The organism is Streptomyces sp. MB09-01, assembly GCF_033794505.1.
Taxonomy (GTDB): Bacteria; Actinomycetota; Actinomycetes; order Streptomycetales; family Streptomycetaceae; genus Streptomyces.
The window spans coordinates 1-26356 of record NZ_JARAYQ010000029.1; the positions used below are offsets into that span (position 1 = coordinate 1).

Genomic DNA, 26356 nt, shown 5'->3' on the forward strand with positions numbered 1-26356 from the left:
GGGAAGTGGGGCGGGGCGTCGGGGCCGGCCGGACCGGGGACGAAGCCGTTCTCGCCGTAGAGGAGTTCGACTCCGGCGCCGCGCAGCGTGGCCAGGGAGGTGTCGAACTGCGGGTGGGCGGCGAGGGCGGTGTTGGTGCAGGGCATGGCGACCGTGGGGGTGTTCTTGCCCAGGGCCTCGGCGGCGACGCCGACCACGAAGCGGTCGGTGAGGCCCAGGGCCCAGGCGTTGATGGTGTTGAAGGTGGCCGGGGCGAAGAGGAGGGCGTCGGCGGAAGGCCATACGTCGGCCTCGCCCGGGAATTTGTACTGCCAGCGCACCGGGTGGCCGGTGAGGGCGGCGAGTCCGTCCAGGCTTTCCGAGACCCAGTGTGCGGCGGTGGGGGTCAGTCCCAGGCATACGTCCCAGCCGCGGGTCTGGGCGTCTTCGATGACGTGGGCGACGTCGAAGACGGGCGGGGCGGCTGAGCAGAGCAGGTAGAGGGTCTTCGTGGTCATGGGGCAATATGATCATATCGCTTGACCTCAAGCATGGTTGAGGCAGCATGATCGCGCCCATGAACATCGAACAGGCGGCCAGAGCCGCTTCCATCAAGGCGATCGAAGAGGTCGTCGCCACGGTCGAGCGCACGCAGCGGGCCAAGGACGCCGAGGGCTTCCTGGCCCTGTTCCATCCGGATGCGCTGTGGACGACGGCGCACGGGAAGGTCCTCGTCGGCTTCGAGGAGATCGCCGCGTTCACGCGGACCGTGCTGCCGGCGGCGAGCTGGGACGGGGAGGTCACCTACGAGGTGGTACACATCCAGTTCCTGCGGCCGGACGTCGCGGCGGTGAAGGTACGCCAGCTCTACCGCGGGGCCGACGAGACCAGTGAGGGTGCGCCGCTGTACGTGATGACCCGCGAGCCGGAGGGACGCTGGCTGCTGACCGCCTGCCAGAACACCCAGGTGGCGTCGACCGCGGCCTGAGCTCCGCCGGGGCCGCGCCGCACGAACGAGTGCGCTCCTCCCGCCGACGGATCAGCTCCTCGACCGCGCTCGGGAGGGTCGTCTCGAAGTCGATCAGCTTCGCCCAGGTCGGGGTCACGACGATCCGGACCATGCCGTCGTAGAGCGAGCGGACCTCGGCCTCCCACGCGGCCCGCTGCTCGGGCGTCATCGTGTACGTGCTGTTCGCCTGAAGGAACTCGTCCGGGATGCCCTCCACGAAGTCCAGCTCGGCCCGTCCGCGGACGAGCAGGTCTTCGGCGGGTGCACCTCGGTGTCGATCTTCAGGGCGACCGCCGGGTTGTGGCGCAGGGTCGGCAGCTTCGGGGCGTTCTTCGGTGTGCACATCACGATCTCCGAGCCGTTCCACGCGAGGCGATCGGAGCGACCCGGGGGGTCCCGTCCTCGGCGACATAGGCCAGGCGGGTCAGATCGCGGGCCAGGAGTTCCCGGCTGATCGGGTGGTTCAGGATCTCGCTGATCTCGTTCGGCTGCACGGTCGGACCCGCCTTCCAGTGATCGTCGGCCAGCACCGCCCAGACTGGGATGTAACAGGTGTCTTCGCTGGATATGGGGCGGGAGCGGCAAAGATATCCCCCGGATGCGTCGCCCTGCCGCGTGACCGGCCGGTGCGTGCCGAAACGCCGCTGGTGGGGGACAGTGGTGTGGTGGTCGACGTCGACGCGGTGGCAACCGAGCTGTACGGGCTCAGGCCGGAGGAGTTCACGGCCGCCCGGGACGCACACGTGGCCGGGGCGCGCAAGGCGGGGGAGCGGGCCGAGGCGAAGCGCATCGCGGCCCTGCGCAAGCCCACGCTCGCCGTCTGGGCCGCGAACCTGCTCGCCCGCGCCGACGCCGACCAGGCCCGGCGCCTGCTGCAGCTCGGCCAGGAGCTGCGCGAGGCGCACCGGACCCTGGCCGGGGAGGACCTGCGGAAGCTGTCGCACCAGCAGCACGTGGTGATCGCGGCGATGGCCCACGAAGCCCGTCGCCTGGCCGGCGAGGCGGGGCAGGAGGTCTCCGAGGCGGTTGAGCGCGAGGTCGAGCAGATCCTCCGCACGGTCCTCGCCGACCCCGACGCCGCCGAAACCTGGGCAGGGGGCGTGCTGGCCAAGGCCCCGCCCCAGGTCGTGGGCTTCGACGAACTGGCACCCGTACGCGTACCCGGCACGGCTGCGCCACAGGCGCAGCCGCCATCACCGTCACCGAAGCGACGGAAGGCAGACAAGGCAGACAAGGCCGAGAAGGTCGATGCCAGGGTCACGGAGGCGCAAGAGCGGGCACGCGCCGAGGCCGAGCGGACGAACCGGGAGGCGGAGCGGGCCGAGGAAGCGCTCGCCCGGGCGGAGGCGGAGCGGGAGCAGGCCCGCGCCGGGCTCGGTGCGCTCGACGAGCAGATCGCGAACTTGCAGGAACAACTGGAGCGGGCCCAGCAGGAGCACGACCGCCTCGGCGCCGCCGCGGAGGCCGCCGACCACCGCCACCAGCAGGCCGCCCAGGAGGCGAAGGCTGCGCGAACAGCCGCCCGGAAGGCCCGACGCGCCCTCGAAGTACGTGATGGCATCACCCCGAGGGCGCGGCGCCGCTGAATTCACGCTCGAGTTGCGCACCGGCTCCGAGTGGAATTCAGAGCATGATGAGCAGGCGCGTCTTCGGCTTGAGCTTTCGGTTCACCGAACGACTCTGCACGTACACCTCCAAGGTGGGATTGTGCCCCGCCTTCACGGAAACGGTCCCCTGAACACCCGTGCCGAACAGAAGGCTGCGGGCCGCGTTCCCGGTATATGCGCGGTCGGTGTCCTTCTCGACCACGATGACTTCCTTGTCGGGCTGAACCTGAACCCGGGTGCCCAACTGGTAATAGCAGGACCCGCGTTCGTACGTCACGCCGGGATGCGAATCGACGAAGGCCCGAATTTCGACCTCCGTATCGACCTTCAGGAGCCGGTACTTGTCGGCCGGGACCGGTTCGAGGTTCGCCCGCACGTCGTCGACGGATATGTCCTGGCCGACCGCGAAGAGGTTCTTCGTGCCGCGCACGCCCTTCTCGCGGCCCCGCAGGAAGCTGGTGGCGGCGGCGCGCACGGTGCCTATCGCCTCCTCGACACCCTCCTGGGAGTCCGCGTCCCAGATGGCGATGTTCCCGGCCGGGAAGCCGTAGTTCTGGGCGGTCCGCTTGGCCAGGGAGTTCGGCACGAGGATCGCGGAAGTCCAGTGCCCCGGAAGCGCACCCATCTTCGCCGCGATCTTGTCCAGCCAGGGGCCGAGGATCGTCATGTCCCCGTCGTGCCGTCTGTCGCCGCCGGAGGCGTTCTCCTCGCCGTCCGTCACCACGATCTGGAGGAAACTGTGCTCCCCGTATTCCTCCCAGATGTGGCCCAGGTCGTCCAGGGACTTCAGGGAGGCCTCGATGAGGGCCGTAGCGCCATTGTTCACCTTGTAGAGGCCCCGCATGGACGGCAGATGCTTCACGTCCATGTCCCAGACCAGGTTCTCCACCCTGTGGTCGAAGGAATAGAGACTGATCCGGGTCTCATGACCAAGGCTGTCCGACTCGGCTTTCAGGCCCGCTACGAACTCGTCCACGACGCGAATGAGTTGACTCTGGTGCTGATGCATGGAACCCGAACTGTCCACGACCAGTGCGACGTGATTCACCTTGTGCTGGATCTTCTTGACAGACATGCTTCCGCTCCCCCTCCGAGGTTCCCCGAGTGATGTCTCCACACTATGGGGAGGCACTGACAATGGAGCTTGACGGACCCTCACCCGGCAGCCCCCGCGGCAGGCGTCGGGACGACAAGGACTTAGGGTCGTGGGCATGATCACGATGAATCAGTTCAGTGACGCGTTCCTCCTGGAGGCGGAACGACATGCGGCCTGGGGCGCCACCCAACTCCAGGCGCTGACGGAGCACATGCCGGAAGGCCCCTGGACGGCGGACCTCGAGGCCTGTCTCTACCGCCAGGGCGGTCTTGAGCTGCGGGTCGCCGTGCTGGGCACGTACGACGTGCAGGACCGGTCCTGGATGTGGGGCTGGGCCAATCCGGGACTGCGCGGCACCGAGGTGGTGGCGCTGACCGGTGCGATCGAGCGCTACGGACGGAAGCACGGGATCGCCGAGTTCACCGCCGAAACCCTCGACCTGTCCGGTTTCGCGGACCCCCGGCGGGCAGCCGAGACACTGGCCTTCGCCGGTATGGGTGTGGCCGAGGCGCCCGGGTACCTGGGCCTCCCGGCGGGACCGGACAGCCTGGTCTACTTCCTGCCGGACGACCCGCAGGTTCCGAGGGCCGGCCTCGACACCGTCGCGCTGCCGCGGGAACTCCTGACCGGGGCCGGCCTGATCGGCCGTTCGGCCCGACGGGTGGTCACCGGCTACCTGGAGCACCACGGCCTGTCCCTGCGGGAGGAGGGCGACCGGATCTTCGCGGATCTACCCGGTGGCAGCGCGGCGGAGATCGAGTTCGACCACGCGGACCGCATCGCCGCCGTGCGCCTGACCGCAGTCTGAGAACAGCCCGATCCTGTGCGCGGCGGCGGCAATGCCCAGCGGGGCGGTCACGATGGCGCGGTCCCGGTCCCGGTCCCGGTTCCGGTGCCGATGCCAACGTCATAGCCGGCGGCCCCGTGGGACGTCCGGGTGCGGAGGCGGGCGGCGAGGACGGCGACATCGTCTTCGGCGTGCTGTGCGTCGAGTCCGCCGCAGACCGCGTCCACCACGTCCGAGACTCCCGCTCCGGCGGTCATGCGGAGCGCGGCGAGCCGGGCCAGGGAGGCGTCGATGTCCTCGCCGCGGCGTTCCACCAGGCCGTCCGTGTAGAGGACGATCGTCTGACCGGCGGTGATCGGCAGGGCGACGGCCTCGTATCCGCCGACGCCCGTGCCCAGCGGAGGGCCGACGGGAACCTCCAGCAGCTCGCCCGGGCCGTCACCGCTGAAGACGGCGGGCGGCAGGTGTCCGGCGCTCGCGTACACGGCCGTACCGCGGGCCGGATCGACGCGGACGAGGAGGCAGGTCGCGGGGCGGCGGCTGTCGTCCGCGGCGGACAACGCGTCCAGCTGACGCAGGACGCGGTGCGGGGCGAGATCCGTGGAGGCGACGTCGCGCAGGAGGGAGCGGTAGGCGTTCATGTCGACGGCCGCTTCCAGGCCGTGGCCCATGACGTCTCCGACCACCAGCAGGGTGCGGCCGAAATGCAGCCGCACGGTCTCGAACCAGTCGCCGCCGACGAGGGCGCGCGCTCCGGCCGGCAGGTAGCGGCTGGCAACCTCCAGGTTCGGGTGCGGCCGGCCCGGTTCGGCCACCAGGGCGCGCTGGAGATCGAGTGCGATCTCCTCGGTCGCCGCCTGGCGCCGCGCGTGTCCGATGTGCACGCACGCGAGCCGAGCGGCGAAGTGCAGCGTCGCCGTCTCGTGGTCGCTGAAGCCACTGTGGGCCCGGGCCGCGAGGAGTCGTCCGTAGAGCTCGCCCCGGCCGATCAGCGGCACGGAGACGAGCTGCACGGGCTCTTCTGTGCCCCGGCCGCCGTACGCGTGTACGGGATGTTCCTCGTCCAGTGCCCGGACCGCGGGGCTGATCTCGGTGGCGGGGCCGCCCAGGAGATCCGTGGCGCCGACCGCGGCCACGCGTTCGTTCCTGGCACCGCGGCCGATCAGTTCCACAGCCGCGGCGTCGCACAGGTTCCGGAACACGAACCCCGCGAGCTCCCGCCAGGTCTCCCGCTCGGCGAAGGACGTTCCGACCTGCTCGAGCGCCTCTTCCATCGCGCGCAGGCGTGCCTCCAAGCCATCCGCTTCCGGCACGACGCCTCCATAACCCCTGGTCCGACCCGGGGAGCCCGACGAGGAAGGCATTCCATCAGCCCCGTCCGTTCCGGTGACGAACGCGGGGCGCGGCCTTGACCCGATCGAGGTCACACCAACCTGTCTGGGGGCGGCCGGACCGTGGTAGCCGCGGGGGCCGGGGGCAAGGACGGCAACGCCGGAAAGGATGGCGAGGACGCGTGGATCCGCGGCACGTCACACCGCGTCAGGCGCGGTCCTGCTCGGGACGGCAGGAGTGGTACGTGCCTGCGAACAGCTCCGGACGCCGGGCCCGGCCGACGCGGCGCACCGGTCGACGGTGGCGTCGGTTCGGGCCGCCCGTGCACGCTGTCGCCGCACGTGGCGGGCGCGCAGGACGGCGTACAGCGCGGCGGTGGCGACGGCGGCGGCGCACCAGGCGCCGAGGATCACGGCGATCGTGGTGAGGACGGCCACGGGTACTCCTCGGGTGGGGAGACGGCGGGGGCAGCAGCGACAGCTGCTGGCGGAGGCACGGGTGAACTCGCCCCGTGGCACCGTGCGTTCCTGCAGTCGCTGTGCGTATGCGCGCCGAGGAACGACGATACATCTGTGAGGGTCACCATGAACCGCCTTCGGGCAACGATCGTGAGCGGCGCCGCCGTTCTTGCCGACGACGCCAAGCCCGGGGGAGCATCACTCGGCGGCGGAGTTCCGAGCCGAGCCGGGCCGTGTGGTGCTCACCGTGAAGGACAAGTACCCCACGGGCGCGGCCTTCACGCTGGCGAGCCCCGACGGCCGGCGTGGGGGCGGGCGGCGCGGGCTGTCACAGCGCCTCGTCGGCGGCTCTGTCCATGTAGGTCTGCAGCGCCGCCAGTTGCCGGTGCAGGGCCTCCGAGAACGCGGCTCCGGTCTTCTTCAGGTCGACGGCCTCGGGACCGTCGGTGTACTCGGCCGTCGCCCACTCTCCTACGCGAGTGGAGCGGGTGCTGATCTCTTCCAGGTCGCGCCTGCCCTCCGGCGTCGTCACCAGGCGCACCGTCGTGAGGGCCCGCGCGAGGTCCGTGTTGGCCGGTGCGTACCTGTCCTCGAACTGGCGCCGCCTCTCCTCCGGCGTCTTGGCGGGGTCGAGGCTCACGCTCAGCAGTTGGGTGGCCTGCTGCACGAACTTGTTCGTGCTCCCCGCGAGCTCGACGTAGGCGGCCCGCCGGATGTCCGCCCGTCGTGCGCCGGCTTCCTCACGGTGCGTGTCCTTGGCCTCGAAGTAGGCGAGCGTGCTGCCCGTGAGGCCGGCCAGGGCGCCGATCAGTGCTCCGGCGAGGGCGGCGAAGACGGTTCCCCGCTGCCTCGGCCGCTCGGCGGTCGCGTCGCCTGCCGTGTCCTTCTTCTGGGTCATGCAGCATCGGTACCGCGGCCGGGAGGGCCCGGCACCCGCAACCAACGGGAGGCACGCATCGCGTCCCGCACCGCGGCGCCGCGTCAGCAGCCCTGCCAGGTGAAGAGGGCTTCCTCGAAGCGGCCCGCCGCCAGGTCGGCGGGGCGGATCAGCCAGTACAGGGTGCCTACGTCGCCCCACGTCATGTCCGCCGCGCAATCGGTGTCGATCTGCGCGAGCAGCACCCACTTGGCGGCCTCTTCGTTCACCCGGGGGTCCTGCCAGGAGGCACCGGGGCCGAGCACGGCGTGGGCGACCTCCCACTCCACCGCCCCTTGCACGGGCACGGCGCGGCCGCCGAGCCCGTGCCCGGAACGGCTGGGTTCGGGATCGAGGGCCGTGAGGGCGTCGCAGAAGGGTCTGGCGTTGACCGGGTGGCGCCTCCACTCGCGGGGGTGGACGGCCTCGCCGAACACCGCGCGCATGCCCGGGGCGTCGGACGCCGGTACGGTCAGCCCCGCCTGCGCGGTGAGCGGCACCTCGGGATACGAGGGCGGCCCCGCGGGGGACGGTGCCGGCGGACCGGCCACGGCGTGCCGACGGGCAGCTCCGGCAGCCCGCCGAGGCGCCCCGCCGCCGCTCCGTCACCGGCGTGTGCCAGGCGCAGGCCCGGGGCGAGCGTGCCGATCCGTCGCGCGGCGTCGTCGGGGGAGAGGAGGCGGTGGGCGAGGTCGTGCAGGGCCTCCGCGGGAGCGTGCGTCATGGGTCGATCCTGCATGCCGGCACTGACAGCGGCCGCGGGGGCCCGGCGCTGCGCCGGCACCGGGCGTGGTTCCCACGGGACCGGTGCGCCCGCGTGCGTCGGCGCACCGCCCGCCCGGCTCAGCAGGTGCGCCCGGCGTACCAGGCGTTGCTCACCTTGCTGCGCGTTCCGAGCCACGTCTTGCCGGGGGCCACGCACTTCTCGTAGTTGGGCCCGAACACCTCGACCTCGATGATGACCCGGGAGCCGTCGTTCGTGCAGTGGTTGTAGAACGAATCGGACCCGGTGGCGAAGTACCCGCACGGATCGGCCGTGGCCGGCGCGGCGGTGACCAGCCCGCCCGCGAGCATCAGGCCGGCGGACAGCAGGGCGGTGGCGAGGCGACGAACATGCACAGGAACTCCTCGGAATCCGGATACTGACAACATTGCGATCACCCTAGGCACCACCCACCTGGCCGAATCGATTCTCTGGTGTGCCGACACACCGGCCGAGTCACATCGGGCAGCAGGGGGATTCCGCCTGCGTCCACTCGGCGGTAGGCGCGCCGGCGAATCGGCGCCAAGCGGGCGTCGGCATGGAACGATCTCCGCATGACAGAGAGCTCGAGCCCGTACATCGCCTCGCCGCGGGTCACGGTGGGGGCGGTGCAGCCCGGCGATCCACCCTTCCGGATCGTGGCGATCGACGGGGAGATGGTCCGTATGGCGGAGTCCATGACCGATGTGATCCTGGCAGCGGCGGCCGAGGGGATCACCATCCACGACCTCGACGATCCGGACGCGGTCCGGTGGGTGGGCGGCGGGAAATTCCACTGGCGCCTGCACTAGGTGTTCCGCCCCCGCCGGACGCCGGTTCAGGTGGCGCGCCCGTAGCGGACCTCTGTGCTCCAGATCCGCTCCAGTCGCACGAAGGTGCCGGGGCGTGGAGCATGCCAGATCCTGTCCTGGCCCGCGTAGATGCCGACGTGGCCCATGGTCGCGCCGCGGGGGAAGAAGACCAGGTCGCCGGTCGCGCGATCGGACTTGGGGATGTGGCGGGTGTGCTCGTACTGCTGCTCGGCAGTGCGTGGAAGACGTTTGCCGGCCTTCTTGAAGGCGTAGAGGGTCAGCCCCGAGCAGTCGAAGCGTCTGGGCCCGGTGGCGCCGTAGGCGTACGGCGAGCCCTGTTTGGAGGCCGCCACCTCGAGGGCTCTGACGCCGTACGGTGCGGCCGCGTCGGCTGGTTCCGCGTGACCGGTCAGTGCACCGGACGTGAGGAGCAGTATGAAGAAGACGGCACGTGCTCGGGGGCAACAGCCCGTGAGGAGAAAGCCCTTGGGGGCCTTTCGGAAGTCGGTCCTGGAGCAGGACATCGTGACACCTCCGCAATCGGTTGGCAGTCGACGGTTCAGATCAGTGGTCAGGTTCCGTTCTCGGTGGCATGTGTCGTGGTTCGGCTCTGACGGCGGACCAGTTTTCTCCGACGCCCTGCGCCCAACGGCATCGGACACGGCGCTATTTGTCTCGAATTTTCATTCGATTCGAGATAATAGTTATGCATGACTTGCTCGCATTCACGCTGACGGCCGGGAGCGGCGACGCGGGATCCCTCGATGGGCCCGACCAAATCCGTTTGATATCCAGTGCTTTCGGAACTCCCTTGCCGCCGCCGATGTGCTGAACCGTGCTGCCGTGAGGCATCGGGTCGCCGCGGAGCGGGCACCCAGCACGCGTGACCTCGACCGACCTGATCCCGGCGCCGCCCCGCGCCGCCGCCCGCCGGGCCCTGCTAGCCGGTTCGGCCGGCAATCTCGTCGAGTGGTACGAGTTCGGCGTCTACGGGTGCTTCGCCACCGTCATCGCGGCCAACTTCTTCACCCCGCACGCGGGCGCAGGAGCGGGGGCCGCGGGCGGTGCCGAGGCGCTGATCGCCACGTACGCCTCGTTCGGACTCGCCTTCTTCTTCCGCCCCGTCGGCGCCCTGCTCTTCGGGCGTCTCGGCGACCGTCTCGGCCGCCGTCCCACCCTCGTCCTCGTCATCGGCCTCATGACGCTCGCCACCACCCTGATCGGGCTCCTCCCCACCCGGGACACCATCGGCGCGGCGGCCCCCTGGCTCCTCACGCTCCTGCGCGTGCTCCAAGGGCTCTCCGCGGGCGGGGAGTTCGGTGGTGCAGTGTCCCTGATGACGGAGTACGCGCCGCCGGGCCGGCGCGGTCTCTACGGCGCGTGGCAGTCCTTCACCGTCGCCCTCGGCCTGCTGGCCGGAGCCGCCACGGCCGCTGCCCTGGCGGTGGCCCTGCCCGCCCAAGCCCTGTACGCCTGGGGGTGGCGGATCCCGTTCCTGCTGGCCCTGCCGCTCGGCATGGTCGCGCTGTGGCTGCGTACCGCGTTGGAGGAGCCGCCGGGTGCGCCCCCGGCCCAGGCCGGGCCCGGGACCCGCGGCGGCGAAGTGCCGTCCGGCGGTGGGGTTCAGGCCCGTGCCGTCGTACTCGGCATCGGGCGGATCATGGGCTGGTCCGCGGCCGGGTACACCTTCCTCGTCGTCCTGCCGTCCCACCTTCAGTCCGCGCTGGGATCCTCCTTCCGGGACGCCCTGCTGACCACCACGCTCGTCACCCTCGGGTTCGCCGCCTCGATCCTGCCCGCAGGGCTCCTCAGTGACCGGTTCGGGCGACGCCCGGTCATGCTCGGCGGCGCGTTCGGGATCGTCGTACTCGCCTTCCCCCTCCTGCACCTCCTCCAGTCACCCGGAACGTCCGTGCAGACGCGGGCCGTTGCCGTGCTGGCGGCGGGCGCGCTCGTCGGCCTGCTGGCCGGGCCGGGGCCGGCCATGCTGGCCGAGATGTTCCCGCGGCGCGTGCGCTGCACCGGCCTCGGGCTGGCCTACTCCCTGGCCAACGCGGTGTTCTCCGGCTGCGCCGGGCTCGTCATCACCGCCTTGACCGCCAGGACGGGAGACACCGCCATCCCCGCCTACTACGCCGCCGGCGCCTGCGCCGTCAGCTCACTCGCGCTGCTGACCCTGCGCGGGAACGACCACCGGGAGCCCCTGCGATGAGAGTGGTCGGCCTGATGTCGGGGACCTCGTACGACGCCATCGACGCCGCGGCCTGCGACCTCGAAGTCCGGGAGGGGGACGGGGCGCTGCACCTCACCCCGCTGGGCATGGTGAGCGAGCCGTACCCGGACGACCTGCGGAACGCGCTCGCGGCGGCCCTGCCGCCCTCGGCCACCACGCTCGCCGACGTGTGCCGCCTCGACACCCGCATCGGGCAGGCCTTCGGGCGGCTCGCCGTCCGGGCTGACCGTGAACTGTGCGACAGCGGAGCCGAGTTGGTCGCCTCACACGGCCAGACCGTCTACCACTGGGCGGCGGACGGCCAGGTCCACGGCACCCTCCAGCTCGGTGAGCCGGCCTGGATCGCCGAGGCCACCGGCTGCCCCGTCGTCTCCGGCTTCCGGCCGCGGGACGTCGCCGCCGGCGGGCAGGGTGCGCCCCTGGTCAGCCTGATCGACCTGATGCTCCTGCGCGGCCGGCCCGGCGTGCCCGCCGCCCTGAACATCGGCGGCATCTCCAACGTCACCGTGGTGCCGCGCAGCGGCGACCCGGTCGCGTTCGACACCGGGCCGGGCAACGCGCTGATCGACGCCGCGGTGCGCGAACTGAGCGGCGGGCGGCTCCCGTACGACGAGGACGGCGCGCTCGCGGCGGCCGGCCAGGTGCACCAGGCGCTGCTGGAACGGCTGCTCGCGGAGCCTTACTACCGGCTGCCCGCACCGCGGACCACGGGCAAGGAGCTGTTCCACGAGGGCTATCTGCGCTCCCGGCTGACGGGCTTCGGCCCGCTCACGCCGCAGGACCTCGTCGCCACGCTCACGTGCCTCACCGCCCGCACCGTCGCCGACGCCCTGCGGCCACTGGGAGCCACCGAGGTCTTCGCGTCGGGCGGCGGTGTGCTCAACCCGACGCTGACGGGCATGCTCCGCGCCGAACTGGGCGGCACGGCGGCCCTGCGCACGTCGGAGGAACTCGGGCTGCCGGCCGCGGCGAAGGAGGCGTACGCGTTCGCGGTGCTGGGGTACCTCACGCTGCACGGCCTCCCGGGCAACGCCCCCGCGTGCACCGGAGCCGCCGGCCCCCGCATCCTCGGTTCGATCACCCCGGGCAGCCGCCCGCTCCGGCTGCCCGCGGAACCGACCCCTGCTCCGCACTCCCTGTCCGTACGGGCCCCGGTGCCGAGCTGAAGCCGGGCGCGTGCGCCCGGCCCATCCGGCCCATCCGGCCCGCCCGGTCCACTCAGCCGACGGGCGCGCCGAACCACTCGGGCAGGCGGCCGTGCAGATCCTGCTGGTCGTCGCCGGCCCACACCACATGGCCGTCCGGCCGCAGCAGTACCGCGGGCACGTCCAGTTCCGCGTCGGCGCCGACGACGTCGACCACGTGGTCGACCCGGTCCGCCCAGCCCTCCACCGAGAGCCGGCCGGTCTGGTCGAGCAGGAGTCCGCGGCCGCCGCGCAGCAACTCGTAGAGCCGGCCCTGCTTCAGGCTCACGTCCCGCATCCGTCGGCCGAGCAGTTCGCGGCCCTCGCCGCAGTCGTAGCGGACGTCGACCGCCGTGATCATGCCGGTCACGTACCGGTTCACCTCCTCGAAGTCCATCAGCTTCGACAACAGCGTGCGCAGCGCCGTAGCACCGGCGTCGGTCCCCAGCAGCGTGATCTGCGCGCGGGTGTTGTCCAGGACGGCGGCGCCCACCGGGTGCCGTTCGGCGTGGTAGCTGTCCAACAAGCCCTCCGGCGCCCAGCCGTTGACCTCCGCCGCCAGCTTCCAGCCGAGGTTGAACGCGTCCTGCACGCCGAGGTTGAGCCCCTGCCCTCCGGTCGGCGGATGAATGTGCGCCGCGTCGCCGGCCAGCAGCACCCGGCCGACCCGGTAGCGCTCGGCCTGCCGGGTGGCGTCGCCGAACCGCGACAGCCAGCGAGGCGAGTGCACGCCGAAGTCGGTGCCCGCGAAGGCCCGCAGCTGCTGCTTGAACTCATCGAGGGCCGGCGCGCTCGTGCGGTCCTCGGCCACACCGTCGGCGGGCACGACGATGCGGAACACCCCCTCGTTCCCGTCCACGTCGGGGATGGCGCCGAACCGCAGTTGGGTCTTGCGGACTTCCTCGACGACGGCGGCGATCACCGCCGGTTCCTCGGTCACCTCCATGTCGCCGAGCAGCGTCTCGACCGTGGCCGGCTCGCCGGGGAACGCGATGCCGGCCAGCTTGCGCACCACGCTGCGGCCCCCGTCACACCCGACGAGGTAGCGCGAGCGCAGGTGCGTGCCGTCGGCCAGCTCGACGCTCACCCCGGCCGCGTCCTGGCTCAGCCCGACCACTTCGCAGCCGCGCCGGATCTCGGCACCGAGTTCGAGGGCGCGCTCGTCGAGCAGCCGCTCGGTGACCGGCTGCGGGGTGGTGAGCCCGTACGGGTGGGCCGTGTCCAGCCCGGCCGGCCACGGCTTCATGATGCCGCCGAAGAAACCGCCGACCTGGAACTTCTCGCTGACCGCGAGGAACCGGTCCAGCAGACCGCGCTGGTCCATCAGCTCGACGCTGCGCGCGTGCAGGCCGCGCCCGCGGGACTGCCCCGTGGGCTCGGGCAGCTTCTCCAGCACGACCGCGTCCACTTGGGCCAGCCGCAGCTCGCAGGCCAGCATCAAGCCGGTCGGTCCACCGCCGACGACGATCACGTCCATCAGGAAAGCCTCATTTCCGCAGGTCCTGGCTTCGGCCGACGATTCTGCGGCACGACGGGGGTCTTGCCGCAAGCCCCCCGGTGCGCTATAAGTTGAGAGTGGCAAGGAGTGGGTGACCTCCTTGCCTTTCCTTTTGCCCTGCGCTGTCCGGGCAGGGTGTTAACGTGCGGACATGCGCGCTCCCATCGGGCCCTTCGACAACGCGGTGCCCGCTCCCGACTGCCTCGCGGATCTCGTCACGCCCGTCGCCGACGCGGTCGGAGGCTGGACCGGGGACGTCCCGGCCGAGCAGATCCTGTACGTGGACACCGACCCCGCCATCGCCGATACCGGCGCCTTCGTCGCGCACTACGGGCAGGAGCTGCTCGGTCAGTCGGCGAACTGCGTGGTCGTCGCCGCCAAGCGCGGCGGCGCGACCACCCTCGCGGCCTGCCTCGTGCCCTCCGCCGGCCGGGTCGACGCGAACGGCGCCGTCCGGCGCCACCTGGGCGCGCGCAAGGTGTCCTTCGCGGCGATGGAGACGGCCGTGGAGCTGACCGGCATGGAGTACGGCGGCATCACCCCGCTGGGTCTGCCGGACAGCTGGCCGCTCCTGGTGGACCCGGTGGTCGCCGACATGCCGTACGTGCTCGTCGGCAGCGGACGCCGACGCGGCAAGCTCATCGCGCCCGGCAAGCTGTTCGCGGAACTCCCCGGCGCCGAGCTCATCGAGGGCCTTGCACTCTGACGTTCCCCGCTCCTGCGGGCCACACCGAGCGGCACGTGAACGGTCCTACGGCGCCGGCACCTTCGGGTGCCGGGCCGTACGACCGATCAGCCGTGGCTCCGGTCCGGGCGCAGTTCGATGTGGTCCGGGGCCAGGTCGACCGCCAGGCGGTGCTCCATGCCCAGGGCCTCCAGGAACTTCGGGGGGAGCTGGACGCGTCCGGAGCGGTCCAGGACGACGTACTCGCGTTCGCTGATCGATTCCTCGCCGTGCTCGTCGGTGACCAGGCGGCGCAGGACCTCGCTGCTGGTGCGGCCGTCGCGGATCGCCACGGTGCGGCGGACCTCGCCCGCCACCATGGGGTCGTGCGTCACGATGACCACCGTGACGCCGAGCTCCTTGTTCACCGTACGGAACGTCTCGAAGACCGCCGCGGCCGTCTCGGAGTCGAGTTCGCCCGTGGGTTCGTCGGCCAGCAGGACCCTGGGGTCGTTCGCCATCGCCACGGCTATCGCCACGCGCTGCTGCTGGCCGCCGGAGAGTTCCGCCGGGCGCCGGTGGGCCAGTTCGCCGATCCCGAGGGCGTCCAGGATCTCCGCGACCCGGGCTGCCCGGCGTGCGCCCGCGGCCCCTCGACGCGCGACGCCGCGGGCGCCGCCACCCCTCAGCTGCATCGGCAGGGCGACGTTCTGCGCGGCCGTCAGGAAGGGCAGCAGGTTGCGGGCCGTCTGCTGGAAGACGAAGCCGACCGCTTCGCGCCGGTAGCGCAGCCGGTCCCGCGCCGACAGTTCCAGCAGGTCGTAGCCGGCGACCGCCGCGCTGCCCGCCGTCGGGACGTCCAGGCCCGCCAGGATGTTCAAGAGGGTGGACTTGCCGCTGCCCGAGGCTCCCACGAGGGCCACCAGGTCGCCCTGGGCGACCGTCAGCTCCAGCCCCTGGAGGGCCTGTACCTCGATGCCGTCCGTGCTGAAGATCCGGACCAGACGGTCGCAGGCGATCGCGGCGTCCGTCGCCGGGGTGCGCGGCTCCGCGGCGGCCGTCGCCCGGCGGCGCAGCTCCTCGTACGTCGGCTGGTCGGTGTTCAACGCTGGTCTCCCGCTCTCAACTCGGTGGTGATCTGCCGTCGCCCGGATGTAGCCGCCTCGACGAGCACGGCCACGGCGACCAGGGCGGCCAGGCCCAGGGCCTGGGTCAGTACGGGCCCCGCCGTGAGCCGTACACCGGTCGGCACGCTCGCTCCGACCAGCGTGGACAGGTCCATCGCCGGGCCCAGCAACGCCACCGCGGCGGCCGCCACCAGGGCCCCGCCCAGCGTCGCGCCCAGGGTCTGCGGAAGGGTCTCGGCGAGGATCAGGGCCACGCCCTGGCGGCGGCGCAGCCCCATGGTGCGCAGCCGGGCCAGCAGCGCCGCCCGCTCGGGGACGGTCCGCATCAGGGTGAGCAGTACGGCCAGCAGCGCGAAGCCGCCCCCTCCGGCCACGGAGGCCCAGAAGAGGCGCTGTGCGGATCGTTGCAGCGGATCGGCGCCGAGCTCGGCGACGGCCTCCGCGCTGGTGCGCACGGGGTACACCTCGTCGGCGGGGTGCGTCCCGGCGGCCGGATCCTGACCCGCGGCGGGTGCCGGAGCCGGGGCCTGGCTCGTCGAGGACGCCGGCGGTAGCGCGGCCCGGACCAGCGCGCGCAGCCGGTCGCCGTCGACGGAACCCAGGCCCAGCCACTGGTTCGGGCGGTCGGCGCCGATGAGGGCCGTCGCCGGGCCCGCCGGCAGGACGACGGTGGCGGCGTCCCGGGCCGGCCGGGCCGGGGTGCAGTCGATCACGCCGACGACCCGTGCCTTCAGCTCTCCGCCGTTGCCGGGCTGCAACGTGTACGTGCCCGGGCCCGCCAGCCGTGCCAGGCCGGCGCTGAACAGCGCGGGCACGGGCGAGTCGGCGGACTGCGCGCCGCCCGCGGTCAGCAGGCCGGGGTCGAAGGAGCCGCAGCCGAGGGTGCGGGAGAGCTCCGCGTACGCGGCCGGCTCGGCGACGATCACGGAGATCTGGGTGGAGCGCTGGGTCGTGCCGATGACGGAGGAGTCGTGATCGATCCACAGCGGCACGGAGGTGCGTACGCCCGGCAGTTCGCCCGCGGCCTTCGCGAGTCCGTCCGGGAGCGAGGCCTTCCCGAACGCGGAGATCGCCGCGTCGCCGCCGACCGCCAGCCGGGCCACCCCCAACCGGTTCGCGTCCACCGAGTCCAGGACGGCGGCCCCGAACCCCCCGGTGGTGATGGCGAGGAGAAGCGCGACCATCGGCAGGACGGAGGGGCCGGTCCGGCCACGGGCGTTGGTCCCGGCCGCCCCCGATCCTCGGGCGGCCCGCGCCAGCCCGAGGAAGCCGACCAGCCCGGAGCTGCGGCCGGCCGCCCGTGCGAGCCACCCGGTCACCACCGGCTGGAGCCGGGCGAGCAGCAGCCCGCCGCACAGGGCGAGCAGCAGCGGAGCCGCGATCAGCAGCGGGTCCGGGTCGCTGCCGGCCGGGGCGACCCCGCGGCGGCGGACCTCCAGTACGGCGGCGGCCGTGGCGATGACGACGAGCAGTTCGGCTAGGGGCCGACGCCACCGCCCGGCCGGACGCGGCGGGGTCAGCAGTACGGCCGCCCGTACGGGGAAGGCCAGGAGGGCGAGCAGGGCGACCACCGCGGCCGAGAGCAGCGCGGGTGCGAGCCGGGGCGTGGGCAGCAGCAGTACGGCGAGCGCGGTGGCGGCCGCGGCCGCCGGGAGCACCGTGACCGCGCCCTCCCCGAGGAGCCGGCCGACGATGCCGGCGCGCGAGCCGCCCCGGGCCAGCAGCAGCCGCAGTTCGGCGTCCCTGCGGTCCGCGGCGAGCGCTCCGGCCAGGCACAGGACGACGAAAGCGACCCCGCCGACCCCGGCGGGTCCGATCAGGGCGAGCGGCGCCGCGGCCTGGCGGCGGTCGTGGGCCTGCTTGAACAGTTCGGGCAGCCACGAGGTGGTCCGCAGCCGAGGGCGGGCGGTCTCCCGCGTGAGGGCGGCGGCGGTGGGCCCGGCCACGTACGAGGCGATCTCCTTCGTCGTGGCGTCGAGCCGGTCGGCCCGCAGGCCGCCGACGTCCACCGGAAGCCGCCAGAAGTCCTCGGCGGTGTCGCCCCAGACGTCCATCCGGGCGAGGTCCCCGGCTCCGATCAGGGCGTCGACGTGCCAGGACAGGTTCTCCCCGTTGTAGTGCTCACAGGCCCGCGGGAGACAGTCGAGGCCCACCCAGAAGTCCTCGGTCGGGTCGGGGACCGCGTAGAGACCGACGACTTCCACGGACGGCGTGCCGTCGACCAGGGGCGTGCTCCTCAGGACGGATCCGAGGCGGGCGCCGAGCGTTTCGGCGGCGCGTTGCGAGAGGGCGACCTGCAGGGGCGGGTCGTACGCGGCGGGGCCCTCGGGGGCGCCCGCGGGCGGGGGCGTGCTGCTCGGCCAGCGCCCCTCCACCAGCTTCACGTGGGCCGGGGCCTGTTGGACGTACAGCAGGGACATGGCGGGCGGGAAACCGGACGGGCGGGACAGTTCCGGATTCAGCAGCGGCTGCCGCTTGGTGGTCCGCGTGCCGTGGACCACCGCGTCCGGGTCGACGCGGAAGGTGCCTCCGGTGGTGGACAGCAGGCTCTTCAGCGTCCCGTCCAGGGCTTCGGCGCTCTGCCCGGACAGCGGGGCCGGAGCGGTCACCTGCAGGCTGGTGTTGGTCTGCCCGCTGCGTTCCAGGAAGGACCTCAGGGCCTGGTCGGCGCCCCGGTCCTGGGCCCGCGGCAGAGCGGCGGCCAGCAGGACGGCGACGAACGCGAGCGCGGCGGCGAGCAGGGTACCCAGGGGAGCCGCCCGCAACCTGGTCCTGACCCAGGGCGCGGGCCGCGGGGCAGCGGCGGACGGCAGCGGGGTGGCTTCCGACGGCGGCGCGGCAGACGGCGGCGGGGTGGTCACATCTCCTCCACGGGACGCAGCCGGGCGGCGATGTCGCGGCCCCGGGGGCCGCTGAGCGCGGCGGACAGCAGGGGAACGGCGGCGATGGCGGCGGCCGTCAGCAGGGTCTGCCAGAACGGCAGGTCCACCCGTACGGGCGGGAACGGCCGCCCGGCGGCGGGTGTCAGGACGACCAGGGGCGCCATCAGGTGGACGAGGGCGACACCCAGCCCGGTCCCGACCGCGGTCCCGATGACGATCAGCACTCCGCCCTCGGCTGCGGACGCCAGGGCCAGCGACCGGCGCGGGGTGCCGAGCGCGAGCAGGACCGAGAACTCCCGGCCGCGCACGCGCCGTTCGGCGGCGGTGGACGTCGCGAAACCGATCGCCGCCAGGACCGCGCACGCGGCGGCGAGGGCGGCCAGCGCGCTCTGCGGGCCGGCGCTCAGCGGATCCTCCAACAGGTGCGCGGTGATTTCCTCGCGCAGTTGGACCCGCTCGGTCCTGGACCCTTCGCGCAGCTTCTCCGCCGCGCGGGCCGGGACCGGATCGGCGGTCGAGGCGGCAGGCAGCCACCACTCGGTCGGCGGGGCCGGCTGCTGTCCGGCGGACTCCACCAGGAACCGTCCGAGCGTGCGCAGGTCGGCGGCGATCCCCGACCGTCCGACCACCGGAAGGGAGTCCACGGCGGCGGTGATCCGCATCGGGACCGCCGCGCCGTCGAGCGTGACGGGGACGGTCGCACCCACGGAGGCGCCTACGGCCCGCAGGTAGTCGGTGGTGGCGACCGCCGGGACCGCGGCGCCGGCAGGGGCGGTGGGCACGGGGAACAGCACGGCGCTGACACCCTTCTCGGTGCCGGCCCCGCCCCAGAACCGCACCTGCAGGTGATCCGTGGAACCGGCCGGAACCGGGGAGAGCGCCGGGGCCCGCAAGCTGCGGGGTCCCTGCGGGGGCGCGGACTGCCAGCCGCTCGTGGTCGCGGGTCCGGGTGCGGCGACCGCCGTCGCACCGCCGTCCGCGGTGTCGGAGACGCCGATCCGCCGCAGGGTCAGTTCGCTGCCGTCGCCCGCGGGGCCTTCGTCCCCGGCGTACGAGAGGCGTATCCCCGCCAGGGTGAGCGGGGCTGCGGCCGAACCGATCGGGGCACCGGTCAGGGTGTCCAGCGGGAACGTGAGGGTCGCGTCGCCGCTGGTGGGGAGCGTGACCGAGGGCGTCCCGTGGGTCGCCCCGAACCGGTCGCGCAGCAGCAGGCTCACGGCCGCCCAACTCGTACCGGCGGACCGTACCGTCACGCCGAGCTCGATGCGGCGGGGGGAGCCGGGCAGGGCGACACCGGAAGCCCGCCCCGGGTCGGCTCCCGCGGCTCCGGCGGCCGCGGCCCCGGTCGGGGCGTCCGGACCCACCGCGGCGAGCGGGGCGAACAGCGCGCGCATCCCGTGGCCGCCGCGCAGGTCCGCGCGCAGCGGTACGCCGTCGCCCACCTTGGCGGCGTCCACCGCGATGAGGTCGGCGGTGCCCCCGCCGGGCAGCGGCTGCGCCCGGCGGACCACCGGAATCAGGCGGTCCGCGCCCGGCAGAGCCCCGTAGCGTCCGCCCTGCCCCATCGGCGCCATGCTGCTCCCGGAGATCCGCAGCCCGCCCGCGGTCGCGAAGTCGGCCTGGTCGCGCTGGGACTCGGACCAGGCGGTGTGCTGGCCGAGGGCCAGGATCCCGCTGGAGACGGCGAGGACGAGCAGCAGCACGGGCCCCGTGGCCCGGCCGGGCCGCCGGGCGAGCTGCCAGCCGAACAGGGCCGGGCCGAGGCTCCGGCCGCGCGCCGCCACCCGTCCGCCGGCCCGCGCCGCGAACGGCAGCAGCCGCAGGACCAGCAGCGTGCCCCCGCACAGGGCCAGGGTCGGGGCGGCGACCAGGACCGGGTCGATGCCGAGGCCGCCGCCGGCGGGGGAGTCGGGCCCCTGGGCGTCCGTGCCCCCGTACTGCGACAGCTGCTGGTAGCCGAGGACGGCGAGGACCAGCACGGCCAGGTCCAGCCCGGAGCGGGCCGCGCCCGTCACCAGGGCCTGCCTGCTGCCGGCGCGGCGCAGTACGGCGGCCGAGGCGCCGCGCAGCACGGACGGCAGGGTGGTCAGCAGGACACAGGCCAGGGCGCAGCCGGCCGCGACCGGCCAGACCAGCCAGGTGTCCGGGATCTCCAGGTGGACCCGCCCGAGCGGTCCGAACCGGCCGAACAGGCGCAGCAGGGGCGGTGTGAGCAGCGGTGCCAGGACGGCCGCGGGCAGGGCGAGCAGCAGCGACTCGGCCGCGCCGAGCGCGCCGAGTCTCCGGCGGGAGGCGCCGCGCGTGGTGAGCAGGATGCGCTCCGGTTCCTGGCGGACCGTCAGGATGTGGGAGACGAGGAGCAGCGCGGCCGTCGAGAGGACGGTCAGCTGGAGCGCGCCCACCAGCAGGGTGGACCGGGCGACGAGCAGGCCGGAGTCCAGCTCGGCCAGGAGCTTCGGCAGTTCGGTGGCGGCCCGGAGCGAAGTGGCGCGCTCCAGGGCCGCCCCCGCCGGGTTCGCCGCGGTCCGGACGGCCTCCGCCTCGGAGGTGCGGATCGTGCTCAGGTCCGGAGTCAGCAGCGTGAGGCGGTAGTTCTGCAGGAGGCCGCCGGTCGTGAACGCGCTGTCGTCCACCAGGAGCGGACCGTAGGTGGCGAGGGTGTTGGACTGGATCTCCCGGCCGCCGAGCGGGTCGAGCCGCCAGTACCCGGCGTCCGGATCGGTGGCCCGGTACACGCCGGTGACCAGCACGGTCAGCGCAGCCCCGTCGAACCGGTCGTCCAGCCGGACCGGTGCGGGCAGCGCGGACTCGGCGAGGCCGAGCCGGGCCAGCGCCGCGCGCGGCACGGCCACCTGCACCGGTGCCGTCGGGGTGCCGGCCCCGGCGGCGACGGGCCCGGGCCACTCGCCGGCGAGCAGCTGTACGTGCTCCCGGGCGAGGGCGGCGAGCAGGGTCAGGTCGGCGTCGCGGCCCGACGAGGCAGTGCCGGGAAGCCCGTACGAACGGCTGCGGGCCACGCTCTCGGTGGTGACCGGAAGTCGCCCGAACACCTCGCCCGCATAGCCGCGGACGGACTCGTCGTCCTTGGCGCGGGAAGAGGCGGGATGGCCGCTGGTGACCACGACGGTGGTCCGGGCCCGTTCCGAGCCGGTCAGGGCTTGCCGCAGTCCCTCCTGCTCCACGCCACGGGTGAATGCCGTCAGCGCGGTCAGAGCGGTCGCGGTGATCAGTACGGTGAGCAGTACGGCGACGGCGAGCGGCCATCGCCCGCGCAGCCGGCGCACGACGAAGCCGAGCACGTGTTGAGTTCCCTCCCCCGTCCGGACCTTCGGTACCGGATAGCGGACGATGCTGTCAGATTCGCGCCAGAGAGGGAAGGGGCTTGCGTGAAAGGTGCGGCGGATGCGCAAATGCGATCAGAAAGCTGCAACGGCAGGGTGCGGACCGCGGGACGGGGCGCTCCACGCGGTGGCGCGAACGATGCGGACAACTCGACGGGGGAGTACATGCGATGAGCAACAACCATGTGGAACCGGACGCGGCGGCGGTCGCGACGGCGCGGGAGGGCGCCGGCACGCCGATCGTGGTGGTGGACGACCTGCGCCACAGCTTCGGCAGCGGACCGCAGGCCGTCCACGCCCTGCGTGGCGTGTCCTTCGAGGTCCGCCGGGGCGAACTCACCGCCCTCAGGGGCCGGTCGGGCTCCGGCAAGACCACCCTGCTGAACCTCGTCGGCGGCCTCGACACCCCGACCAGCGGCCGGATCACCCTCGACGGCACCGACCTGGCCGACCTCGACGAGCCGGACCTGCTCGCCCTGCGCCGCGACCGCATCGGGTTCGTCTTCCAGTCCTTCGGCCTGATCCCCGTCCTCACCGCCGCCGAGAACGTCGGCGTACCGATGCGACTGCGCCGCGTACCCGCCAAGGAGCGCGAGGAGCGCGCCCGGACCCTGCTCGCCCTGGTCGGCCTCGCTGACCACGCCGAGCAGCGCCCCGGCGAGCTCTCCGGCGGCCAGCAGCAGCGCGTGGCGGTGGCCCGCGCCCTGGCCAACGACCCCGACCTGATCATCGCGGACGAACCCACGGGTCAGCTCGACTCGGAGACGGGCCGGTCGATCATGGAGCTGTTGCGCGCGGTCGTACGCAGCGAGTCGGTCACCGTCCTCGTCGCCACCCACGACCCCAACCTGATCGAACTCGCCGACCGGGTCGTGGAGCTGCGCGACGGCCGCATCGTCGGGTCCGGCGCGGACGAGGAGGTCAACCGGTGAGGGTGAGGGTGAGGCAGGGCAGGCCCACGCCGGCGCCCCCGCGGAAGCCCTCCGCGCAGAGCCGGGTGCCCGCGGGGAAGCGCCGTTGCGGGTAGGCGTGGTCCCGGTAGGTCCTGAACCTGGCGACGTCCTCGACCTTGGTGTTGGCGCTCCAGCCGTTGGTGGTCCAGACGCCGCACCGTGGCACGGACCCAGCCGGCAGATGTGCCTCAGGGCCGGACGGGCCCCGAGGGACCAACGCCCAGCAAGATCACGCGTCACGCCGCCCGATCGAGTCGATGTCGACGGTCCGGCCGTCGGGGTCCGCGAGGAGATGGCGGCCGGGCGCGAGCGGTGGGGTCGCGGCGGCGCCGGTGAGGGTGAGGCCCAGGCGAAGGGCACCGGTCTCGCGGTCGGGGCGGGCGGGGTAGATCTCGAAGACCGCACCGTCCGCCAGCGTGGCCGCGTAGTGGCGGGGGCCCTGTCCGTGCTGCTCGCTCGCGAAGTGCAGACCCAGGTCTTCGTAGAAGCGCCGGCACTCTTCGAGCCGGGGCGAGTACAGGACCAGGAGGGTCGCGCGGATGCCGATCGGGTCGCTCATGGGGCTCCTGCGGGCCGAGGGGAGGCGGGTGCGGGCCGCACGGGGCAAGAGCCGCACAGATGGGGCACGTTGCGGGTCCGGAGGGCGCTGCGATGGGCCGATGTCCGGGCCTCGCCAGCATAGTTGCCGGTCCTGGACGGCGGCGCCGGAGTTTTCGCCCCTGCGGCTCCCGCCCGGCGCCGAGGCCGTGGCCGGTTCAACTGCCGTTCACGCCGTGCTCGCCGGGCCTCTCCACCCTCCTCCTGTCCTTCACCCGACCGAGGGGAACCCGGTGTCCTTCGCCCATTCCGTCCGTGCGGCCGCGCTGCCCGCCGCCGTCCTGGCCGCACTGGCCCTGCCGGCCGCCCCGGCTCACGCGGCGGCCGCATCCGTCACCGCCACCCGAAGGACCTGACCGCGTTCATCCGGGGCTACGCGGGCGGCACGCTCGTCTCGGAGCGCACCCGCCGGCAGCAGTTCACGTTCATCCCCGGCGCCCTCTCCCAGCCTCCCGGGCCCGGCCGCACCGCGGCGGGCCTGGCCATCTACCGCTACACCACGCGCTGCGGAGCGGTCTTCGGCCACACCGGCAACACGGCCGGGTACACACAGCTGGTGGCGGCCACGGCGGACGGCCGCCGCTCCCTGACCTTCTCGATCAGCACGCAGACGTCCCTCGACGCCGACCCCGACCTCCTCGCACAGGTCCGGGACGTCCAGGAGGACTTCGTCTGCGCCCTGCTGCGCAGGTGAGTTGCGATAGCGGGCGCGGCCCCCGGAAAGCCAGACCCCGTGCAGCATGCCGTCGCCGTCGATGGGGTACAGGTACGAGCCGATCGGCGTGAAACGGGGATTGGGGCCGTTGCGCAGGTACAGGCCGTCCAAGGAGGCCGGCAGCTCGCCCGTCACCTCCAGATCGGCGACATCGACCTCTTCCGTCACCGGCGCGAACGATCCCAGCAGGTGGGGGACCCGGGTGGGGTCGAAACGGGGTTGCGTGTGCGTGTTCACGGGACCTCCCGGCGCGCGTCCGGCGGGGTCCGCGGTGGACGGAGCAATTCCGCTACGGGCGCGCGGGTGCGGCACTCTCCAGTGAAACGCCGTACGCGTGAGCGTGCCGGAGCACGCGGCCTCCCAGGCCGACCGGAACGAGGGCGTGCGCCGCGGACCGTGCCCCGCACGGGGCGCCCCGGGTACTGACCGCGACCCAGGAGATCAGTCGGACGTGAAGACCTCTGCGTGTGCGTCGTCGAGGACGAAACCGTTGTCGAGGCGTACGCGGACCGTCACGTGGAGCCGCTGCTCCTGGTGGGCGATCCACTCGGGTTCCAGGGAGCCGACCTGCTCTTCGAGCTGCTTCCTGGTCCCCGAGGGCATCTGGTGGCCGAAGTCGTCGAGGAGCGACTTGAGCCGTACGTACTCGCGGACGTCCGGGCCCGGTTCCTGCTGCTGGGGTTCGTTCACCCGCTCGACGGTGCCCCCGGTGCCCGAGGCCAGTGACAGCGACCCGGCGACGGCATCCGTGGCCGCCGCCGGGGAGTCCTCGGCCAACACGACCGGCCCGGCCAGCCTCAGGTCTGCTGCCAACTTCACCCGCTGGCCTGCTTCGAGCATCATCGATCCTTCGTCTCCCCGCTCAGTCCGTCAGGCCTCGGCCGCGCACGCGCACGGTGGCCGTCCGGGTCGGTGCCATTATCCGGGTGCGGTGAGGGCGAATTCTTTCACGAGGGTGGTGCAGGAGGCGTCGAGGTAGTCGGGCTTGCGGCTGGTGACGGGCGTTGCCGGGGCCGCGCGGCACACCCGGGGCGGCGCTCCGGGTGGTCGTGCCGACGGTGCCATGTGGCGGATCCGAGGTGCGGGAATCCGCGTGGCCTCGCAGCATGGCGGTGAACCGTCCCCGCAAGAAGGAGATGCGTGATGCCCCGAGGGGCCGCGATGAACCAGCAGCCGAAACATGCCCACGGCCACTGATCGCCGTCGCCCGGAGGGCGCATGCGCCCGGGCGGACGAGGAAGGCGGGAAGCGATGACCAGCGACGCCGGCGCAGTACGGCAGTCATCGGCGGAAGTGGTGGTCACAGCCACTCGTTGCTCGGAAGAAGCGGCCAGGGTCCTCCTGGACGTTCTCGAGCGGGCCTTTCCGGAGCCCTCGGCCGAAGGCGTGGCGCTCGAACCGGGGCCGCACGGCAAGACCACCGTTTGGTGCACGACCGTGGTCGCGGCGGACCTGCCCGGGACGACGGAGCCCATGGGCCTGGACGGAACCGTCGACGTGGGTCTGCAGGGCGGCCCGCGCGCGGTGGACAGGGTCGTCGCCGCCCTCTCGGACGCTTTCGCGGTTGAGGACCGGGGGACCGTGGCGGGAGATCAAGAGAAGGAGGTCGACCTGCTGATCCGCGCCCGGTGACCTTTCGTGCTGAGCGTCTTCCACTCCTGCGTGGCGGAGTCGACCTGGGAGTCGTTCACGGTCACCACGATGGATCGGGTCCTCTCGCACCGGCGGTTCGAGCAGCGCCGTCAGTGCTCCCGGGCGGGCAGGCCGGCCAGGCCGGTGTCCCGCAGGATGCGCCCGACGGTGTCGTCGAGGGAGCTCGCGGCGCCGATGACCGTCTCCACGCCGCCGGGCAGCAGGTCGAGCGGCCGGTACCAGGAGCCGAGGTCCGCCTCGGAGACCACGTCGGCGATCGGCTTCGTCGCGTGCCGGGCGAGCGTCACCTCGAAGGGCACGTCCAGGTAGTAGCCGTGCGTCGGGCCGCAGTGGTCTGAGCGCAGCCGCGCGAGCATGTCCCCGTAGTGGTCGGCGTAGAGGATGCCCTCGACGACGACGTGGTAGCCGGCGCCGAGGGCGTACCGCGCGACCGTGTCGATCAGGCCGATGTTCGCCCCGTCCGGCCGGTCACGCTCCCGCAGGACGACGCGGCGCATGGTGTCCTGGCCGACCAGGGCCAGGCCCCGGCCGAACCGCTGGCGGATGCCGGCCGCGACCGACGACTTGCCCGAGGCGCTGTTCCCGCGCACTACGACGAGCCGGGTGTCCGGGGTGCCCACCATCATCTGCGCAACGCTACCCGCCCGCGCCCCCGCTCACCGGCCGGTCGTCACCTTCCGCGCCCACGCCGTCACCGGATCCTCCTCCCCTGGTCACATCGTAGCGAAGGCGGCGTAACCTGGTCGGAACGCCACAGAACGCGCGTACGAG

The 26356-nt window shown here is 73.0% G+C and carries 27 protein-coding genes and 1 pseudogene; 9 read left to right on the top strand and 19 right to left on the bottom strand.

What is annotated here, in order from left to right:
* The coding region (locus PV721_RS09250; RefSeq protein ID WP_319722369.1) for a flavoprotein at positions 1 to 497 on the bottom strand (497 nt) is incomplete at its 3' end.
* Between the two features lie 59 nt (positions 498 to 556).
* On the opposite strand from PV721_RS09250, the gene PV721_RS09255 reads away from it, so the two are divergent.
* Complete coding sequence (locus PV721_RS09255) at positions 557 to 967, top strand: SgcJ/EcaC family oxidoreductase (RefSeq protein WP_319722370.1); 411 nt, start codon at positions 557 to 559, stop codon at positions 965 to 967.
* A 365-nt stretch (positions 968 to 1332) separates the two neighbouring features.
* Here PV721_RS09255 and PV721_RS09260 read toward each other — a convergent pair whose 3' ends face one another.
* A complete protein-coding gene (locus PV721_RS09260) occupies positions 1333 to 1518 on the bottom strand; it encodes a hypothetical protein (RefSeq protein WP_319722371.1) in 186 nt (61 codons plus the stop codon).
* Positions 1519 to 1614: 96 nt separating this feature from the next.
* Between PV721_RS09260 and PV721_RS09265 the strand changes: the two genes are divergently transcribed.
* Positions 1615 to 2574 (top strand): hypothetical protein, encoded by a 960-nt coding sequence (locus tag PV721_RS09265; protein WP_319722372.1) that lies wholly within the window; start codon positions 1615 to 1617, stop codon positions 2572 to 2574.
* Positions 2575 to 2611: 37 nt separating this feature from the next.
* On the opposite strand, the gene PV721_RS09270 is transcribed toward PV721_RS09265, so the two are convergent.
* A complete protein-coding gene (locus tag PV721_RS09270; protein WP_319722373.1) occupies positions 2612 to 3670 on the bottom strand; it encodes a VWA domain-containing protein in 1059 nt (352 codons plus the stop codon).
* A 136-nt stretch (positions 3671 to 3806) separates the two neighbouring features.
* On the opposite strand from PV721_RS09270, the gene PV721_RS09275 reads away from it, so the two are divergent.
* Entirely contained in the window at positions 3807 to 4499 is a 693-nt protein-coding gene (locus PV721_RS09275; protein ID WP_319722374.1) for a DUF6882 domain-containing protein, read from the top strand.
* Between the two features lie 47 nt (positions 4500 to 4546).
* Here the strand turns inward: PV721_RS09275 and PV721_RS09280 are convergent, their stop codons facing one another.
* The 6 genes from PV721_RS09280 to PV721_RS09305 all read right to left on the bottom strand — a co-directional run bounded on the left by PV721_RS09280 (position 4547) and on the right by PV721_RS09305 (position 8303).
* On the bottom strand, positions 4547 to 5791 hold the full coding sequence (locus PV721_RS09280) for a PP2C family protein-serine/threonine phosphatase (protein WP_319722375.1): 1245 nt from the start codon (positions 5789 to 5791) through the stop codon (positions 4547 to 4549).
* A gap of 216 nt (positions 5792 to 6007) precedes the next feature.
* Positions 6008 to 6247, bottom strand: a complete 240-nt coding sequence (locus PV721_RS09285; RefSeq protein ID WP_319722376.1) for a hypothetical protein — start codon at positions 6245 to 6247, stop codon at positions 6008 to 6010.
* 349 nt (positions 6248 to 6596) lie between these two features.
* A complete protein-coding gene (locus tag PV721_RS09290) occupies positions 6597 to 7166 on the bottom strand; it encodes a hypothetical protein (RefSeq protein WP_319722378.1) in 570 nt (189 codons plus the stop codon).
* Between the two features lie 83 nt (positions 7167 to 7249).
* Positions 7250 to 7684 (bottom strand): DUF1963 domain-containing protein, encoded by a 435-nt coding sequence (locus tag PV721_RS09295; RefSeq protein ID WP_319722379.1) that lies wholly within the window; start codon positions 7682 to 7684, stop codon positions 7250 to 7252.
* Positions 7657 to 7908, bottom strand: a complete 252-nt coding sequence (locus tag PV721_RS09300; RefSeq protein ID WP_319722380.1) for a hypothetical protein — start codon at positions 7906 to 7908, stop codon at positions 7657 to 7659. The genes PV721_RS09295 and PV721_RS09300 overlap by 28 nt, the downstream gene beginning before the upstream one ends.
* 119 nt (positions 7909 to 8027) lie before the next feature.
* The gene (locus PV721_RS09305; RefSeq protein ID WP_319722381.1) at positions 8028 to 8303 is read right to left on the bottom strand and encodes a DUF6355 family natural product biosynthesis protein; all 276 of its coding nucleotides are present in this window, start codon (positions 8301 to 8303) and stop codon (positions 8028 to 8030) included.
* 198 nt (positions 8304 to 8501) lie between these two features.
* Here PV721_RS09305 and PV721_RS09310 point away from each other — a divergent pair, with 198 nt between their 5' ends.
* Complete coding sequence (locus PV721_RS09310) at positions 8502 to 8738, top strand: hypothetical protein (RefSeq protein ID WP_319722382.1); 237 nt, start codon at positions 8502 to 8504, stop codon at positions 8736 to 8738.
* Between the two features lie 26 nt (positions 8739 to 8764).
* Here the strand turns inward: PV721_RS09310 and PV721_RS09315 are convergent, their stop codons facing one another.
* Positions 8765 to 9175, bottom strand: coding sequence for a C40 family peptidase (locus tag PV721_RS09315; RefSeq protein WP_416371066.1), 411 nt, complete (start codon positions 9173 to 9175; stop codon positions 8765 to 8767).
* A gap of 446 nt (positions 9176 to 9621) precedes the next feature.
* Between PV721_RS09315 and PV721_RS09320 the strand changes: the two genes are divergently transcribed.
* Complete coding sequence (locus PV721_RS09320; protein ID WP_319722384.1) at positions 9622 to 10950, top strand: MFS transporter; 1329 nt, start codon at positions 9622 to 9624, stop codon at positions 10948 to 10950.
* Positions 10947 to 12137 (top strand): anhydro-N-acetylmuramic acid kinase, encoded by a 1191-nt coding sequence (locus PV721_RS09325; RefSeq protein ID WP_319722385.1) that lies wholly within the window; start codon positions 10947 to 10949, stop codon positions 12135 to 12137. The genes PV721_RS09320 and PV721_RS09325 overlap by 4 nt, the downstream gene beginning before the upstream one ends.
* A 52-nt stretch (positions 12138 to 12189) precedes the next feature.
* Here PV721_RS09325 and rox read toward each other — a convergent pair whose 3' ends face one another.
* Entirely contained in the window at positions 12190 to 13635 is a 1446-nt protein-coding gene (gene rox, locus PV721_RS09330) for a rifampin monooxygenase (protein ID WP_319722416.1), read from the bottom strand.
* Between the two features lie 169 nt (positions 13636 to 13804).
* On the opposite strand from rox, the gene PV721_RS09335 reads away from it, so the two are divergent.
* Entirely contained in the window at positions 13805 to 14359 is a 555-nt protein-coding gene (locus PV721_RS09335) for a YbaK/EbsC family protein (RefSeq protein WP_319722386.1), read from the top strand.
* Between the two features lie 86 nt (positions 14360 to 14445).
* On the opposite strand, the gene PV721_RS09340 is transcribed toward PV721_RS09335, so the two are convergent.
* From PV721_RS09340 to PV721_RS09350, 3 genes are read right to left on the bottom strand one after another with little or no spacing between them, the layout of a single operon-like run.
* On the bottom strand, positions 14446 to 15423 hold the full coding sequence (locus PV721_RS09340) for an ABC transporter ATP-binding protein (RefSeq protein WP_416371065.1): 978 nt from the start codon (positions 15421 to 15423) through the stop codon (positions 14446 to 14448).
* Complete coding sequence (locus PV721_RS09345) at positions 15420 to 18305, bottom strand: hypothetical protein (RefSeq protein WP_319722387.1); 2886 nt, start codon at positions 18303 to 18305, stop codon at positions 15420 to 15422. The genes PV721_RS09340 and PV721_RS09345 overlap by 4 nt, the downstream gene beginning before the upstream one ends.
* On the bottom strand, positions 18302 to 21625 hold the full coding sequence (locus PV721_RS09350; protein WP_319722388.1) for an ABC transporter permease: 3324 nt from the start codon (positions 21623 to 21625) through the stop codon (positions 18302 to 18304). The genes PV721_RS09345 and PV721_RS09350 overlap by 4 nt, the downstream gene beginning before the upstream one ends.
* Before the next feature lie 212 nt (positions 21626 to 21837).
* Here PV721_RS09350 and PV721_RS09355 point away from each other — a divergent pair, with 212 nt between their 5' ends.
* Entirely contained in the window at positions 21838 to 22599 is a 762-nt protein-coding gene (locus PV721_RS09355) for an ABC transporter ATP-binding protein (protein WP_319722389.1), read from the top strand.
* On the opposite strand, the gene PV721_RS09360 is transcribed toward PV721_RS09355, so the two are convergent.
* From PV721_RS09360 to PV721_RS09375, 4 genes and pseudogenes are all read right to left on the bottom strand, one after another.
* Complete coding sequence (locus PV721_RS09360; RefSeq protein WP_319722390.1) at positions 22589 to 22786, bottom strand: hypothetical protein; 198 nt, start codon at positions 22784 to 22786, stop codon at positions 22589 to 22591. The genes PV721_RS09355 and PV721_RS09360 overlap by 11 nt on opposite strands.
* Positions 22787 to 22849: 63 nt before the next feature.
* Positions 22850 to 23179, bottom strand: coding sequence for a glyoxalase/bleomycin resistance/dioxygenase family protein (locus tag PV721_RS09365; RefSeq protein WP_319722391.1), 330 nt, complete (start codon positions 23177 to 23179; stop codon positions 22850 to 22852).
* A gap of 732 nt (positions 23180 to 23911) precedes the next feature.
* A pseudogene (locus PV721_RS09370) lies at positions 23912 to 24169 on the bottom strand (carotenoid oxygenase family protein); the annotation flags it as partial.
* A gap of 204 nt (positions 24170 to 24373) precedes the next feature.
* On the bottom strand, positions 24374 to 24775 hold the full coding sequence (locus PV721_RS09375; RefSeq protein WP_319722392.1) for a hypothetical protein: 402 nt from the start codon (positions 24773 to 24775) through the stop codon (positions 24374 to 24376).
* 408 nt (positions 24776 to 25183) lie between these two features.
* On the opposite strand from PV721_RS09375, the gene PV721_RS09380 reads away from it, so the two are divergent.
* A complete protein-coding gene (locus PV721_RS09380) occupies positions 25184 to 25564 on the top strand; it encodes a hypothetical protein (protein WP_319722393.1) in 381 nt (126 codons plus the stop codon).
* A gap of 110 nt (positions 25565 to 25674) precedes the next feature.
* Here PV721_RS09380 and PV721_RS09385 read toward each other — a convergent pair whose 3' ends face one another.
* Positions 25675 to 26208 (bottom strand): AAA family ATPase, encoded by a 534-nt coding sequence (locus PV721_RS09385; RefSeq protein ID WP_319722418.1) that lies wholly within the window; start codon positions 26206 to 26208, stop codon positions 25675 to 25677.
* Between the last annotated feature and the right edge of the window lie 148 nt (positions 26209 to 26356).